12 protein-coding genes and 1 pseudogene are annotated in these 15,104 nt (G+C 70.2%); 8 read left to right on the top strand and 5 right to left on the bottom strand.

From position 1 onward, the window contains the following. Positions 1 to 7: 7 nt before the first annotated feature. Together ACZ7N4_RS37035 and ACZ7N4_RS37030 are read right to left on the bottom strand one after the other, a co-directional pair. Entirely contained in the window at positions 8 to 757 is a 750-nt protein-coding gene (locus ACZ7N4_RS37035; protein ID WP_471367940.1) for a methyltransferase domain-containing protein, read from the bottom strand. A 237-nt stretch (positions 758 to 994) separates the two neighbouring features. Then, positions 995 to 1,432 (bottom strand): enediyne antibiotic chromoprotein, encoded by a 438-nt coding sequence (locus ACZ7N4_RS37030; protein WP_471367938.1) that lies wholly within the window; start codon positions 1,430 to 1,432, stop codon positions 995 to 997. 279 nt (positions 1,433 to 1,711) lie between these two features. Here ACZ7N4_RS37030 and ACZ7N4_RS37025 point away from each other — a divergent pair, with 279 nt between their 5' ends. Continuing rightward, positions 1,712 to 4,879 (top strand): AMP-binding protein, encoded by a 3,168-nt coding sequence (locus ACZ7N4_RS37025; RefSeq protein WP_471367935.1) that lies wholly within the window; start codon positions 1,712 to 1,714, stop codon positions 4,877 to 4,879. A gap of 26 nt (positions 4,880 to 4,905) precedes the next feature. Beyond that, complete coding sequence (locus ACZ7N4_RS37020; protein WP_471367933.1) at positions 4,906 to 6,114, top strand: hypothetical protein; 1,209 nt, start codon at positions 4,906 to 4,908, stop codon at positions 6,112 to 6,114. 9 nt (positions 6,115 to 6,123) lie between these two features. Here ACZ7N4_RS37020 and ACZ7N4_RS37015 read toward each other — a convergent pair whose 3' ends face one another. Next, positions 6,124 to 6,894: an NAD-dependent epimerase/dehydratase family protein gene (locus ACZ7N4_RS37015; RefSeq protein WP_471367931.1), complete on the bottom strand. Its 771-nt coding sequence runs from the start codon at positions 6,892 to 6,894 to the stop codon at positions 6,124 to 6,126. A 188-nt stretch (positions 6,895 to 7,082) separates the two neighbouring features. On the opposite strand from ACZ7N4_RS37015, the gene ACZ7N4_RS37010 reads away from it, so the two are divergent. From ACZ7N4_RS37010 to ACZ7N4_RS36990, 5 genes are all read left to right on the top strand, one after another. Further along, positions 7,083 to 7,931 carry an ABC transporter ATP-binding protein gene (locus ACZ7N4_RS37010; protein ID WP_471367928.1) on the top strand — a complete coding sequence of 283 codons (849 nt, stop codon included), beginning with the start codon at positions 7,083 to 7,085 and terminating at the stop codon, positions 7,929 to 7,931. Continuing rightward, positions 7,928 to 8,764 (top strand): ABC transporter permease, encoded by an 837-nt coding sequence (locus tag ACZ7N4_RS37005; protein ID WP_471367926.1) that lies wholly within the window; start codon positions 7,928 to 7,930, stop codon positions 8,762 to 8,764. Before ACZ7N4_RS37010 ends, ACZ7N4_RS37005 begins: the two co-directional genes overlap by 4 nt. Continuing rightward, positions 8,722 to 9,963, top strand: coding sequence for a sensor histidine kinase (locus ACZ7N4_RS37000; protein WP_471367925.1), 1,242 nt, complete (start codon positions 8,722 to 8,724; stop codon positions 9,961 to 9,963). The genes ACZ7N4_RS37005 and ACZ7N4_RS37000 overlap by 43 nt, the downstream gene beginning before the upstream one ends. Positions 9,964 to 10,013: 50 nt before the next feature. Next, entirely contained in the window at positions 10,014 to 10,658 is a 645-nt protein-coding gene (locus ACZ7N4_RS36995; RefSeq protein ID WP_471367921.1) for a response regulator, read from the top strand. A gap of 87 nt (positions 10,659 to 10,745) precedes the next feature. Continuing rightward, the gene (locus ACZ7N4_RS36990; RefSeq protein ID WP_471367920.1) at positions 10,746 to 12,113 is read left to right on the top strand and encodes an NDP-hexose 2,3-dehydratase family protein; all 1,368 of its coding nucleotides are present in this window, start codon (positions 10,746 to 10,748) and stop codon (positions 12,111 to 12,113) included. 5 nt (positions 12,114 to 12,118) lie between these two features. Here the strand turns inward: ACZ7N4_RS36990 and rfbB are convergent, their stop codons facing one another. Both rfbB and ACZ7N4_RS36980 read right to left on the bottom strand, forming a co-directional pair. Beyond that, positions 12,119 to 13,096, bottom strand: a complete 978-nt coding sequence (gene rfbB / locus ACZ7N4_RS36985; RefSeq protein ID WP_471367918.1) for a dTDP-glucose 4,6-dehydratase — start codon at positions 13,094 to 13,096, stop codon at positions 12,119 to 12,121. Next, on the bottom strand, positions 13,093 to 14,160 hold the full coding sequence (locus tag ACZ7N4_RS36980) for a glucose-1-phosphate thymidylyltransferase (RefSeq protein ID WP_471367916.1): 1,068 nt from the start codon (positions 14,158 to 14,160) through the stop codon (positions 13,093 to 13,095). Before ACZ7N4_RS36980 ends, rfbB begins: the two co-directional genes overlap by 4 nt. 276 nt (positions 14,161 to 14,436) lie before the next feature. Between ACZ7N4_RS36980 and ACZ7N4_RS36975 the strand changes: the two are divergent. Continuing rightward, positions 14,437 to 15,104 (top strand): annotated as a pseudogene (locus tag ACZ7N4_RS36975) (hypothetical protein); the annotation flags it as partial.

Genomic DNA, 15,104 nt, shown 5'->3' with positions numbered 1-15,104 from the left:
CGGGGCGTCAGGGCTTGACGACGAACGACATGAAGTGACGGTGCACGTCGAGCTCCAGGACCTCCGAGAAGACATCCCGCAGGATCGAGGCGCCCTCCCAGCTGTTGATCAGCTGCGTGCGGTAGGCACCGGTGCGCAGCCGGCCGCGGGAGACACGGATCGCCGCCGCCGTGCCGAAGAAGCCGGCGGTGCGCACCAGGTGGTTGACGGTGCCGTAGCGGCGGCGCTCGAAGTCGTGGAAGTGGTCGCCCGTCCAGAGGTTGCCCACCAGCACTCCGCCCGGTTCGGTGAAGGTCTTCATGCGTTCCAGCACCTTGCGCACGTCTCCCAGGTGGTGGATGGCGTCCACGCACATCACCAGGTCCGCCGTCCCGACCTTGTTGTCTGCCCAGAAGTCGCCGTAGACCAGGCGCAGGCCCTCGTGCGTGACCCGCCCCCGGACGATCTCCAGGCCCTGCGCCGAGATGTCGAGCGCCGTGATGGCGCGGGCCGAGGTGTGCTCGGCCGCAAGGGCCGTGAACTCGCCCGTGCCACAGGCGAATTCGAGGACCTTCTCGGTCTCGGTGCCGTACTGCTTGAGGTAGCCGGCGATGGTGTCCTTCTGGCGGAGGAAGTCATCGCGCAGCAGCGGATGCTGTTCGGCGGCCTCCCGGTCCCAGAACCTCGCGGCCCAGTAGCGGCGGCCGTCCGGAGGTACGTTCTTGAGCAGGGACTTGCCGGACCTGGCGAGCAACTCGGCGAGCATATGCGTCCTCATTCTGCGAATAGGGATGGGCCGGTGACACGCGGGGGTCCGGGGGATGCGGCCGCACCGCCAACTGTCATCGCGCTCATCCTGGGCAGCGCCGATCGAAAATCCTTTGGGATCCGCTGAAAGGGCCGTGGGGCGAACAGGACGCGGACCTCGCCGCCCCGCGGGGGCCGGGGCGGCGAGGTCATCGGGGCGGGCCGGTCATGAGGGAGCCGGTTCGCGCCGCTCTGGGGAGAACCTGGCTCAGCCGAAGGTGATCACCACACCGGTACCCTGCGAGCCGGGGTGCGAGGCGTCGGTGGAGCCGATGTAGCAGTGCCCGCTACCGCAGTCCACCGACGTGGTCTTGGTGCCCCCGGTCAGGTCGGTGCCCGTGAAGGCCTTGTGCACAGTGAACTTGGTGCTGATGGCGCCCCGGGCGTCGGCGGTGACGGCCACCAGGCTCTGCTTGTCACAGGCGGTGCCCTGCGGCTTGTCCGCGTCGCACTGCAGGAGCACGATCGTCGAGCCAGGCGTGTAGCCGCTGCCCGTCACGGAAACGGACTGGCCGTTGGACAGTGCCGAGGCCGGGCTGACCGCAAGCAGCGGAGCCGCGGAGGCCTGGCCGCCCAGACCGAGCACCGCGGCTATGCCCATGCCGGCCAGGACAAGCCCCTTGCGTGCCGAGCGCTGGTACTTCATGGAGGACTCCTGTCCCGTTGGAGGGTCGGTTCGCAGAAGAGTCTGTCCCGGGGGCGACCCACGCCATGAGGTCCCAAAGATCGAATTCTGGGGTCCATCGACCGGAGGACCCGGCCGTCAGTCGACCGGATCGTGCGGGAATGCCCGGGGCCGCCTGCGAGACGGCGTTTCGAACGGATCTCGAAGCCCGCCGACCACGATCAGTTCCTACCCGCACCGAGCGGCCCGTCGCCCCGGCGGCTCCCACCGCTTTGAGCGCGCCTCGCCGAAAGGAACCCGATGCCGACAGGGAACCGCTCCCTCGCCGTGCTGCACGGCCCCAGCGCCGCCCATCCGGACGGCGACCGCGTCGATGTGGTCGTGGCGCGCCGCGCGGCCGAACGGCCCGACGCCCCCGCGCTGCGCACCCGAGACCGGGTGGTCAGCTACGGCGAACTCCTCGCTGCGGCCCGCGCCGTCGCCGCCGGCCTGCACGCACGGGGTGTCCGCTCCGGTGACGTGGTGGCGGTGTGTGCGCCGCGCACACCCGAGATGGTCGCGGGACTCCTCGGCATCCTGCTGGCCGACGCCGCGTATGTCTGCGTCCCCGAGGACTGGCCGGAGCTCCGGCGAGCGGCGCTGCTGCGCCGTACCGGCGCCGTTCTGCTGCTTGACGCGGACTCCGGCAGCGACGGCGAGCCGGAGGCCGAGGAGGCGGCGCACCCGGTTCCCACGGCGCGAATCGCGGACCTTCTCGTCCCGTCCCGGCCCACTCCCGGTGCGGTAGGCGCCGACGGACCACAGGCCGGTTCCGGTAGGTTCGCCGGAGCGTGCGTCTTCCTGACCTCCGGTACTACCGGAGAACCCAAGGCGGTGCTCGCCCCGCATCTCGGCGTCCTGCGCACGGCGCTGGACCCGACGCACGTCCTGCCGGGCCGCATGGTCTGCCTGCAGTCCGCCTCCCCCGCCTGGGACGTCTTCGCGCTGGAGCTGTGGGTGCCCCTGCTACGGGGCGGCACCTGCGTACTGCACGACGGCGGCCCGCTGACGGCCGCCACCCTGCGTGCCCACCTGCGCGACGGGGTCAACGCCCTGGTCATTTCCGCCGCGCCGCTCAACGCGCTCGTCGAGGACGATCTGGGTGCCCTGACGGGGCTGCGGCTGCTGTACACCGGTGGTTCCCGGGCCTCCGCCCGGCACCTGGAGCGCTGCCGGACGGCTCATCCGGCGCTGCGGGTGGTCAACTGCTACGGGCCGGTGGAGAACACCATCAGCAGCGCCTCCTGGCTCGCCGACGGCACGGTGCCCGACGAGGTGCCGATCGGGACGCCCTCGGTAAACACCTCCGTGTACCTGCTGGACGACGACCACCGCGTCGTGCCACAGGGTGTCCCGGGACAGATCGCGGTCGCCGGCGACGGACTCAGCCTGGGCTACCTCGGTGACCCCGCCGAGACCGAGCGGCGCTTCCCGGTCCTCCCGCTGCCCGGCGGACCCCGGCGGGTCTACCTCACCGGTGACATCGCCCGCATGGACGACGACGGGCGCCTGGTCTTCCTAGGCCGCCGCGACCGGCAGATCAAGGTACGGGGGATGCGGATCGAGGCCGAGGAGATCGAGCGCCTGATCGAGGCCGTGCCCGGCGTGGGACAGGCGCACACGCTCGCGCTGCCGCTGAACGCCCCGGTCAACACCCACCTCGCCGCCTTCTACACGGGCGAGTCGGCGGCCGTGCCCGCCGACGTGGTGCGCCGTGCGCTGGCCGAGCAGTTGCCCGCGTCCTTCCTGCCCGACCTGCTCTTCCCGCTGGACGAACTGCCCCTCACGACGAACGCGAAAGTCGACCAGCGGGCCTTGGCCGAGCTCGCCGCCCGCCTGCCCGGGCCCGGGGAACCCTCCCCCGGGCAGCACGAGGATCCCGGCACGCAGGGACCGGACGTCCTGCGCCTCGTCCTCGACTCCCTCGTCGTACTGCTCGACCGCCCGGTCGCGCCGGACGAGGACATCTTCCACCGCGGCGCGACCTCGCTGACGGCGCTCCGGCTGGCCACCCGGGTCGGCGCCCGCCTGGGTCGGGACGTCGACGCGTCCGCCGCCCTTAAGGCGCGTACGCCCCGTGCCATCGCCGCGCTGCTCGCCGCCGCGCCGCCCCTGCCGCCCGCACCGGACCAGACGGCGGACCGGAAAGGCACCGTCCGTGCCCCTGTGGCGCAGGGCGTGTTCTGGGCCGCCGCGCGCGACGGACGGCACCTCGACGAGGACGTCGTGCCCATGGTCTACCGGCTGCCGCACCAGGCGGACCCGGCTCTGCTCGACGCCGCCCTTGTGGCGGTCGTACGACGGCACGAGGCTTTGCGCTCCCGGTTCACCGACGGCCCGCGCGTGCCGGACGTGCATGTGCTGGACAGCGACCGGGTGGGTCCGCTCCTCGAGACGCGGCCGACCGCCGCGAGTCCTCAGGAGGCCGTCGAGCAGGTCCGTGCCTGGGCGCACCGGCCGTTCGACCTCACCGCCGGCCTGCCCCTCAGAGCGGCCCTGATCCCCGTCGCCAGCCAGCGTCCCCTGCTGGCCGTCGCGGTCCACCACATCGTCTTCGACGGCTGGTCCGCCGGGCTCTTCCTGCGGGACCTGGAGACAGCCCACGGCGCGCTCGCCGCTGGCCGGCCGGCCTTCACGGACACCGCGCCCTCCTACTACCGGGCCGCCGACGACCAGCGTAAGCGCTATCACGCGCGGTTCCCGCAGGCGGCGTGGCGCTGGGCGAGCCGCCTTGGCGACGTGACGGAGCTGCGTTTCCCGCTCGGCGGTCGGCGGCCGTGGAGCGGCCCAGCGGCGGAACTGCCCCTGGACATCCCCGGGGAACTGCGCGAGCGCGCCGACCGGGCCGCCGCCGCCGTCGGCGGCACCGGCCTCGCCGTGTTCCACGCCGCATGTGTCCGCCTGCTGCGTTCCTACACGGGCGCGGCGGAGCCGGTGGTAGCGGTGCCGGCCACCGGCCGCTTCACGGAGCAGGCCTCCACCGCGATCGGTTGCTTCGCCGGTCTGCTGCCCGTGCGTGCCCCGCACCACGCGGTCGAGGCCGGCGACCTGGTCCGTGCCGCGGCCGGACAGCTGCGTGAGGCGATGCGCCCGCCCCTGGTCCCGATGGAGGCGATCCTGCCGGAGCTGCCCGAGGACTGTCATCGCCACCCCCTGCTGCAAGCGCAACTGCTGCAGGTGGAGTTGCCGCCCGCGGTGCTGTCCCTGGGCGGCGGACAGGCCGAGTACGTACACCTGGCGCCGCGCCGCACGCTCCCGGAGCTGACCGTCGAGCTGTGGCTGCCTCCCCGGCACGGCGGGGTGTTGCGGTACCGCGAGGACGCCGTACCCGCGACACACGCCGCCGATCTCGCCGACCGCCTGCCGGCCGCAGTGCGGGACATCTGCGCAGAACTCGAACAGACCCAGGAAGACACCGGCCGGGTCTGAAAGCACCATCCACCTGAGGAGGAAAGGTGACAGTTTCACCTGGCACTGGCACGCACCCGGACATCGAGGCCGACGAATCCTCGCAGGCCACCGGCACGGCGGAGATCCAACAGCTCGTCAGCGCGGCCGGGAACACGCCCCGGGCGCTGCGGGACGCCGTCGACATCGTGGGACCGGCGCGCGCCGCGCAGTTGGCGGTGGCTGAGCTGCTGACCCGCCTGGAACCGCCGGTTAACCCGCGCGAGGTCAGCGTCGGCCTGCGCATCGAACACGACGGCTACGACTCGGCCACCGACCGCACGCTGACGCTCACCGCCGGCCGGCCCGTGCACCTCGCCGAGGGCCTTAATCCGAAGTGCGACGTGCACATCGTCTACCGCCTCAAGGACCTGGTGCGCGAGCTGTGGGGCGTCGACCTCGCACGCACCGCGGGCACCCGGCGCATCGAGCTGGCCACCGCGCACGAGACTCGTTTCCCGCCGCGCGAGGCGCAGCCCTCGATCGCCGCGGCAACGTCCACGGTGCTCGCCGCGCTGTCCCCGCGTACCCCTGATCTCGGCGCGCTGGCGCTGCACCATGGCTCGGACAAGTGGGGGCAGACCCACTGGTTCACCCCGCACTACGAACGGCACTTCGCTCCGCTGCGCAACAGCCCGGTCCGACTGCTGGAGATCGGTGTCGGCGGCTACGGCGACTCCGCGTCCGGTGGCGGTTCGCTGAAGATGTGGCGCCGCTACTTCCACCGGGGCACCGTCTTCGGTCTCGACCTGTTCGACAAATCCGCCCTCAAGGGCCCCCGCCTCGAGATCCTTCGCGGAGACCAGAACGACCCGGACGCCCTGGACGTGCTGGCCCGCGAGCACGGCCCCTTCGACATCGTCATCGACGACGGCAGCCACATCAACGAGCACGTCCGCACATCGTTCGCCGCCCTCTTCCCACATGTGCGTCCGGGCGGCTTCTACGTCATCGAGGATCTGTGGACCTCGTATCTGCCGGGCTATGGCGGCGACGACAAGGATCTGAATGCGTCCCACACCATGATCGGGCTGGTGAAGTCCCTCATCGACGATCTGCACCACGAGGAACGCGACCGCGCGCCGGGCAGCACCCCGACGCAGACCGAGGCGTATCTGACGGGCTTGCACGTCTATCACAACATCGCGTTCATGGAGAAGGGCGTCAACGCCGAAGGAGGCATCCCGAGGTGGATGCCGCGCGCGCCCCACTGGTGAGGCGGTGAATCAGGCGACCACTGTCGCTTCGGGCACGAGATAGCGGTCGATGACGCCCTCGAAGTACCGCGGTCCCAGCCCGAAGCGTTCCTCGACGCCGGGCAGCAGCCGGGAGAGCTTGGCGATGGACACCGCGGTACCCGCTCCCCAGCTGTCCGACGCCACCCGCTCCCAATCGGCCCGTACCCCCAGCCGCCGTTCGATCCGCGTGACGATCTGTTCGACGGGCACCGAGACGCCGGACGCCAGATTGATCACCTCCCCGGTGACCCGCGCCTCCAGCAGGCCGTCCACGGCCGCTCGCGCGTGGGCGACGTCCAGCAGATCGCGATGGGCGCCTACGAAGACCCGCACCCGTCCCGAGCGGATCTGGGCCGTCAGGGACGGCAGCAACTGGTGCGGCCGCTGCCGAAGACCCACCAGGTTGGTCATGCGTACGATCAGGAAGTCGATCCCGGAGCGGGCCACGACCGTCTCCATCGCCAGCTTGTGCCGGCCGTACGGCAGGGTCGGGTACACCGGACCGTCCTCCTGGGTGCCCGAACCGGCCTGGGACGGCCCGTACATGGCAGGCGAGGCGGTGGACAGGTACACCAGCCGCAGCCCCTTCGCACCGCACCTCGCAATGACGTCGTACAGCTGGGCCGCGTCCCGGGCGAAGGCCTCGTGCCCAGTCGCGGTGGTGGACGCGACCCCGGTGGCGCACAGCACCGCGTCCGGGTGGCGGTGCGCGATGGGACGAAAGTTCTGGGCGACGAAGCCCCGGCCGATGATCTCCATCCATCCGCTCCTCATGGCAGGCCGAAGTGCTGAGCTTCATGCTGGCCGACCGTGTTCGAAGCCCTGTCCAAACTGTTTGGGACGCCCGGCGCCAACCACCCGCCAGTGCGCTGTCCATCGATCGATGGACCCGGGCCTCATACGACAGCATCCTGTGGCCGGCGACGACGATCTCTAGGGTCCTCAACGTGGCAACCGACCAAGTGATTCACGCACGTAACGTGCGCAAGGCCTACGGCGAGCGCTTGGTGCTCGACGTGGCGGAGCTCAGCGTGCGCCAGGGCGAGGTCTTCGCTCTACTGGGCCCGAACGGTGCGGGCAAGACGACGCTCACCGAGATCCTGGAAGGGTTGCGTGACCGCGACGCCGGCGAGGTCCGCGTGCTCGGCGCGGACCCCGGTTCCGCGGCACCGGCCTGGCGTACGCGCATCGGTGTGGTCCTGCAGGACGCGCAGGACTACGCGCAGCTGACCGTCCAGGAGATCCTGCGGCACTTCGCCTCCTTGTACGACTGCCCGCGCGACCCAGACGAACTGATGGCGGCCGTCGGGCTCAGCGAGCACCGCGGCCAGCAGACCCGGCGGCTCTCCGGTGGCCAGCGTCGCCGCCTCGATGTGGCGCTCGGCATCGTGGGCCGCCCGGAGCTGCTGTTCCTCGATGAGCCGACCACCGGGTTCGATCCCGAGGTGCGCCGCCAGTTCTGGGACCTCATCGGCGATCTGCAGCGCGGGGGCACCACCATCCTGCTCACCACCCACTACCTCGACGAAGCCGAACACCTCGCCGACCGCGTCGCCGTCCTGGCGGCCGGGCGGATCGTGGACACCGACACCCCGCGGCGTCTGGGCGGCCGACACCTGGCCAGATCAGTGGTCGGCTGGAGCGACGACGACGGAGCCCACCGCCTGGAGACCACGGACCCCACCGCGGTCGTCCTCGACCTCGCCGGCCGCTACGGCGGCACAGTCCGCGAACTAACCGTGACCCGGCCCACCTTGGAAGACATCTACCTGAGCATGATCGGAGAGGCCTCGTGAGCGCGCCACCCCTCACCACGACCGCCCCGCCCCGGCCTGGGCTGCCTTTATGGAAGATCGCGGCGGCCCGCAGCGCCCTGGAGGTCAAGCAGTTCTTCCGCGAGAAGAGCCAGGTGGTCTTCACCTTCCTGATGCCCCTGCTCATGCTTGTGCTGCTCGCCTCTACGTTCAAACACCGCTTCGGCGATACGGGGGTGGACGCGCAGCAGATCTACGTCACGGGCATGCTCGGCGTCGGCATCATGTCGACCAGCTTCCAGAGCATGATCTTGCAGGTCGTCGGCGAGCGGGCCAACGGCACCCTCAAACGGCTGCGCACCACACCCATGCCTAAGAGCGCCTACTTCGCCGGGAAGATCGCCGTGGTGCTGGTCTCAAGCGCTGGCCAGAGCGCCGTCCTGCTGGGCCTGGGCACCGCGTTCTTCGGTCTGCACCTGCCCACCGACCCCGGCCGCTGGGGCACCTTCCTCTGGGTCTTCGTCCTGGGCATCGTCAGCTGCACCCTGCTCGGCCTCGCCTACAGCAGCTTCGTGGCGCCGCAGAGTGCGGGAGCCCTGGTGTTCTTGCCGGTCATCGTGCTGCAGTTCATCTCCGGCGTGTTCATACCGTTCAACGAGCTGCCGCATCCGCTGCGCATCGTCGCCTCGTTCTTCCCCATGAAGTGGATCTGCCAGGGCATGCGTTCGGTGTTCCTGCCGGACACCTTCCGCCCGTACGAGCCAGGCCACTCCTGGGGACACGCACCGACAGCGCTGGCGCTGACCGCCTTCGCCCTAGTGGGATTGGCCGTATGTCTGAAGACGTTTCGCTGGAAGGGCCGCGACGACGGCTGACCGGGACCGAGCCCGCCTTGCACGTGGCCGAGGAGGACAGCAGCCAGGGCTGGCTGATGCGCATCCTCCTCGGGTGGCATGCCTCGTTCACCCTCATGGGGCTCGTGCTGGAGGTGCTGCTGTGGGCCGACGGCGCCTCCCCGGCCGCGCATCTGGTGCTCTACGGCCTCGCCGCCGGCTACGTCACCTTCGGCGCGCCCGCGCTTTCGGGTGACCGCCCACCGAGGACCGGGCGTATCTTCCTGGCCTGCGCCTGCGTCGGCACGCTGGTGCTGATCGCGGTCGACGACCGTGCCTCCGTCGCACTGTACCTGGTCCTCCCCGCCGCCTTTGCGCTGCTGACCCCGGTGCGCCTGGCCGTCGCCTGCTGCGTGGTCGTCACCCTCCTCAGCGACGCGCTGTACCTGGACCGGCACGGCTTCACCGCGCGGGCGGTCGGCGAAACCGCCCTGCAGAACGCGACCACCTGGCTGTTCGCGCTGCTCGTCGGGTTCTTCGTCACCCAACTGCTGACGGAGAACAGGCGGCGCGGTGATCTCATACGGCAGCTGGAGGAGAGCCGGATCCTGCTCACCTCCGCCTACCACGAGGCAGGTGTCATGGCTGAACGGCACCGTATGGCGCAGGAGATCCACGACACCATCTGCCAGGGGCTCACTAGCACCCTGATGCTGTTGCGGGCCGCCGGCACCGCCGCGCGCACCGATCGGAACCGGGTCCTCGAACGCCTCGACCTAGCGCAGCGGACCGTGAGCGAGAACCTCGCCGAGGCCCGCGCCCTCGTGAGTGCGAGTGGCCCGCTCCAGTTACGCAGCGCTCCCCTGGCCACCGCCATCGAGAACATCACGGCCCGTCTCGGAGCCGAGCTGGGAATCACCGCCGAGGCCCGCATCAGCGGGACACCGCTGCCGCTGGACGCAGCCGTCCAGGTGGTGCTGCTGCGCTGCGCCCAGGAGGCCCTCGCCAACGTGCGCAAACACGCCCAGGCCAGCCGGGTGGAGGTGCGGCTGAGCTACCATCCGACATCGGTCCTGCTGGAGATCACCGACGACGGCACGGGGTTCGGCGCGGAACAGGCCCAGGGCTTCGGTCTGCGGGGCATGCGGAGTCGCGCCGAGCAGGTCAACGGGGTGGTGCGGGTGAACAGCGGCCCGGAACAGGGCACCTGCGTCACCGTGGAGGTGCAATGGGCGGGCTGACCGGCCGCCCGCGCGGTCGCGGCGGCCACCGACAAGGGGGGCATGGAGTTGTGAGCATCCGAGTGCTGATCGCCGACGACCATCCGGTGGTTCGGGCGGGGCTGCGCGGGCTGCTGGCCGACCAGAGCGGCTTGGAGGTCGTCGGAGAGGCCGCCAGCGGCCTGGCGGCCGTGCGCCTCAGCCACGAACTGGCTCCGGACGTCGTGCTCATGGACCTGCGGATGCCCGAACTCGACGGCGTGGTCGCCACCGCGCGGATTACCGCTGAGTGCCCGGCGACGCGCGTGCTGATCCTGACCACGTACGACACCGACTCCAACATCGTGCACGCAGTGGAGGCAGGAGCCGCCGGCTACCTGCTCAAGGATGCCACGCCTGATGTGCTCGTGGCCGCCATCCGGGCAGCCGCGGACGGCGAAACGGTGCTGCCCCCGCCGATCGCGGCGAAGCTCGTCAACCACGTGCGGACCCCTCCCCAGGAGATGCTCACCGGGCGTGAGCGGGAGGTGCTGCGCCTAGTGGCCCGCGGCCTGACCAACGCCGCGATCGGCCGGCGTCTGAACATCGGCGAGACCACGGTCAAGACCCACCTGGTCCGCATCTTCACCAAGCTGGACGTCGACGACCGCACGGCCGCGGTCACGGTGGCGGTACAGCGCAGGCTGCTCACGGACGTCTTCGACAGCCCCGGCTAGCCGGGACGTGGATCCATTCGCGGTCGGGTCTCGAAGTCGACCACACAAGCTGGATCTCCCATCACGATGATGAGAGGTACAGACACAGTGGTTCACTCTTCTGCGGCCGCCGAACCGCTCACCGTTCTGGAAACAGCGGCACGCTGCCGGGCGGCGTCTCAGGTCCTGGCCACCGCGGCCACCGAAGACCTGGCCGCCGTCCACGCGTGGCTGCGTGAACGGACGCTCGCCAACGAGTTCGTCACCGCGCGGGTGCCGTTCGCGCAGCTGGACGGCTGGCGCTTCACCGAGGACACGGGAGACCTGACGCACCGCAGCGGCGGATTCTTCCGCATCAAGGGCCTGGCCGTCTCGGGGGCGGACGGATCGGTGCCCGAGTGGTCCCAGCCGGTCATCGACCAGCCGGAGGTCGGTGTTCTGGGCATACTCGCCAAGGAGATCGACGGTGTGCTGTGTGTGCTCGTCCAGGCGAAGATGGAACCAGGCAACATCAACACGCTGCAGCTGTCGCCCACCGTGCAGGCGACCCGCAGCAACTTCCGGCGCTTGCACGGCGGCGCCGCCACCCGCTACCTGGAGTACTTCACCGAGCCGGGCCGGGGCCGCGTCCTCGCCGACGTCCTCCACTCCGAGCAGGGCGGAAGCTTCTTCCGCAAGCGCAACCGCAACATCGTCGTGGAGACCGACGAGGACGTCGCCGTGCACGCCGACTACCGCTGGCTGACGATCGGGCAGGTCCACGCCTTGTTGCGTGAGGACAACATGGTCAACATGGACGCTCGCTCCGTGCTGTCCTGCCTGCCCGCGGCCCTGCCGGACGCCGCAGCCCAGCAGGAGACCGTCGACATCCAGAACTGGCTCAACGACGCCAAGAGCCGTTGCTCGCTGACCTCCGGGCTGATTCCGCTGGACGCGGTGCGCCGGTGGAAACGCTCCGAGGACACCATCGAGCACGAGGCGAGCCGACACTTCCGGATCATCGGAGTGTCCGTGCGCGCGAGCAACAGGGAAGTGGGCGCCTGGAGTCAGCCGCTCATCGCTCCGCGCGAGCCTGGCGTGGTCGCCTTCCTCATATGCCGGGCCCGCGGTACGACAGAGGTGCTGGTGCAGGCACGGGTGGAGGCCGGCACCCCCGACGTGGTCGAGCTCGGGCCCACAGTCCAGTGCATCCCCAGCAACTACGGGCCGCACCGGCCGCGCTACCTGGACCTGGTCCAGGAAGCGCAGCCGTCGCAGATCCTCTATGACACGCTGCTGTCCGAGGAGGGCGGCCGCTTCTACCACGCCGAGAACCGCTACCTCGCCGTCGAGGTCGACGAGGCGGTCCGCGCGGCCGGTACCGCGCCGGGCTTCCGCTGGGTGGCGCTGGACCGGCTGCACGCCCTGGTGCAGCACAGCGGTTATCTCAACGTGGAGGCCCGCAGCCTGCTCGCCTGCCTACGGCACCTGGGGTGAGCAGGTCACCTGGGCGGACGCTGCAGCAGGGGCCCCCACCAGGTGCTGTTTTCTCGGTACCACTGCACTGTCTCGGCGAGCCCGGCGGCGAAGTCACGGCGCGGCTCATAGCCCAGTTCGCGCCGGGCCTTACTCCAGTCGACCGAGTAACGCCGGTCGTGCCCCTTGCGGTCGGCGACGTACTCGATGCGCTCCGGGCCCGCCCCGCATGCCTTCAGCAGCAGATCGGTCAGCTCCCGGTTCGTCAGCTCTGTGCCGCCGCCGATGTTGTAGACCTCGCCGGCCCGGCCGTGCCGCAGGGCCAGCAGGATGCCCCGGCAGTGGTCGTCGACGTGCAGCCAGTCGCGCGCGTTCATCCCGTCGCCGTAAAGCGGGACCGTCAGTCCACGCAGCAGATTGGTGACGAACAACGGGATGATCTTCTCGGGGTACTGGTACGGACCGTAGTTGTTCGAGCAGCGGGTGATCCGGACGTCCAGGCCGTGCGTGCGATGGTAGGCCTGGGCCAGCAGATCACCGGAGGCCTTGGACGCGGCGTATGGCGAGTTGGGCCGCAGGGGGTGCTCCTCCGGCCACGATCCGGTGGCAATCGAGCCGTAGACCTCGTCGGTCGAGACGTACACCACCCGTGCACCGTGCCGCAGCGCGGCGTCCAGCACCGACTGCGTACCCAGCACGTTGGTCAGCACGAAGTCCCGGGCTCCGTCGATGGAGCGGTCCACATGGGACTCCGCGGCGAAGTGCACCACCGTGTCATGGCCCGCGACGAGCCGGTCCAGCAGCGCGACCTCCCTGACGTCGGCCTGCTCGAAGCGCAACCCCGGGTGGTTGAGGACCGGGGCGAGGTTCTCCGGATTGCCCGCGTAGGTCAGGCTGTCGACCGCTGTGACGGTGTGCCGGTCGCCGCCCTGCGCCGGATCGAGAAGCATGCGGACGAAATACGAACCGATAAACCCGGCCGCACCCGTGACCAGGGCCTTCACGCGCTGATCCGGGCCGTGCTGTGGTCACCCAGGACCAGCCGGTGGGATTGTGGGGTCCGGGGCGCGCCGGTGACCCGTACGCTCCGGCCGATGAGCGATGCCTCCACGCCGGCCACGCCCTCAATCCGGGAGCCCTCCAGCACGATCGAGTGCTCGATGCCGCTGTCGATGACGGCGCAGTCGTCGCCGACCGAGGTGAACGGTCCGATCGTCGAGCCGTGGATGCGCGCGCCGTCGCCGATGACCACCGGGCCGATGATCCGCGAGTTGCGGATATCCGCGTTCCGGCCCACGCTGACCCGTCCGACCAGCTCGCTGGCGTCGTCCACCTGTCCGTCCGTGCGCGAGCGCAGCCGTTCCAGCACGATCCGGTTGACTTCCAGCAGGTCCTCCACCGTCCCGGTGTCCTTCCAGTAACCCTCCATGAGGGTGGAGCGCACCGTGAACTCCCGGTCGATCAGCCACTGGATCGCGTCGGTGATCTCCAACTCGCCCCGCGCCGAAGGGGTGATGTGCGCTATGGCCTCGTGGATCGCGGAGGTGAAGAAGTAGATCCCGACCACGGCGAGGTCGCTGCGGGGGGCCTTGGGCTTCTCCTCCAGTCGTACGACCGTGCCGTCAGCGGCGACCTCGGCCACGCCGAACGCCGACGGATTAGCGACCTTGGTCAGCAGGATGCGCGCATCCGGCCGGGACGCGGAGAACTTCTCGACCACCGAGGTGATGCCGTCGATCAGGAAGTTGTCGCCGAGGAACATGACGAAGTCCTCGTCCCCCAGCCACTCCCGGGCGGTCAGCACAGCGTGCGCGAGCCCGAGTGGCTGTTCCTGCCGCAGATAGGTCACGGAGATCCCGAACTCCGAGCCGTCCTTGACGGTCGCCCGCACCTCGTCCTCGGTGTCGCCTGTCATCACGCCGACATCGGTGATGCCGGCCGCCGCGATGGATTCCAGCCCGTAGAACAGCACGGGTTTGTTGGCCACCGGTACCAGTTGCTTGGCCGACGTGTGCGTCAGGGGGCGCAACCGGGTACCGGTCCCCCCTGACAGGACGAGTGCCTTCACGGATGCTCCTCGACGAAGGAATCGGTGCCGTGGCCCCAGCCGGTGCCGATCGGTGACCGGGTGGGGCGCCGGTTCTGCCGGGCACCATGCTCTCCGCCGTGCTTCGAGGCCTTCTTGAGAAAACATGGTCTCCCCGGCGCGCCCCGGCCCCACCGGGCGCGTGGGCACGTCGTCGCGGTCGGCGGGCCCGCCCCGTGATGGAGCGTTCCTAGATCCGTTCCCCAAAGGCGGCCGCGACGATGCTGGACGGACCGGAATCCGGCGGGAGGCCTGCACATGCTCGGCAGCGTAGTCGTCGTCGCTGGTGGCACATCGGGATGGATGACCGCCGCGTATCTGCGGGCGGCTCTCGGAGAGAACCTGACCGATCACGGGGGCTGGTGTGGATCTTCCCGACGAGCCCGCCGAAGTCGGCTGCCTCGAGCTGCCACGTCGGCGCACACCCTGTGCTGGGCGTTCGGCTCCTTCATGGTCGTGCTGGGCTTCGGTATCGGCACCACGATGGTGCCGATCATGACCGCGGCCTTCCGGGGCCTCCCGCCCACGGCCATCAGCGACGCGACGGACAAGACCGACGTGCTGCAGCGCATCGGGGGTTCGCTCAACGCCGCGATCCTCGCCGTCGTGCCGCAGCGTCGGCTGGACACCGCGCCCACCCGTGCGGAACAGGATGCGTCATTCGGCACGGCGTTCTGGTGGGCGGTCGGCCATCGCGTTGTGTGCGACGGCACCCCCGGCAGTCGTCCTGGTCACCGCGGAACGCGCCCAGCAGCGTGCGGAGCAGCCTCGCGAACCGGTGTCCGCCACACCGCAGCAGTGCCCCGCCGCCAGACGGTGGTCACGATCGATCGAGCGTCGAACTCCCTGCGTGCCAAGTCGACTTGGTTAAGCGATCACGGGGGGCGCATGTGCACGATGACTGATATGGCGAAGGCCACCCGGGT

Source organism: Streptomyces sp. NPDC107654 (assembly GCF_055639035.1).
This window is presented reverse-complemented; position numbering and strand designations above follow the sequence as displayed.

Excerpts from the sequence above, each read along its gene's own strand:
- ACZ7N4_RS37015 (WP_471367931.1), bottom strand. The coding sequence starts at position 6,894 with ATGGAGATCATCGGCCGGGGCTTCGTCGCCCAGAACTTTCGTCCCATC.
- ACZ7N4_RS37025 (WP_471367935.1), top strand. The coding sequence starts at position 1,712 with ATGCCGACAGGGAACCGCTCCCTCGCCGTGCTGCACGGCCCCAGCGCC.
- ACZ7N4_RS37035 (WP_471367940.1), bottom strand. The coding sequence starts at position 757 with ATGAGGACGCATATGCTCGCCGAGTTGCTCGCCAGGTCCGGCAAGTCC.
- ACZ7N4_RS37000 (WP_471367925.1), top strand. The coding sequence starts at position 8,722 with ATGTCTGAAGACGTTTCGCTGGAAGGGCCGCGACGACGGCTGACCGGG.
- ACZ7N4_RS37030 (WP_471367938.1), bottom strand. The coding sequence starts at position 1,432 with ATGAAGTACCAGCGCTCGGCACGCAAGGGGCTTGTCCTGGCCGGCATG.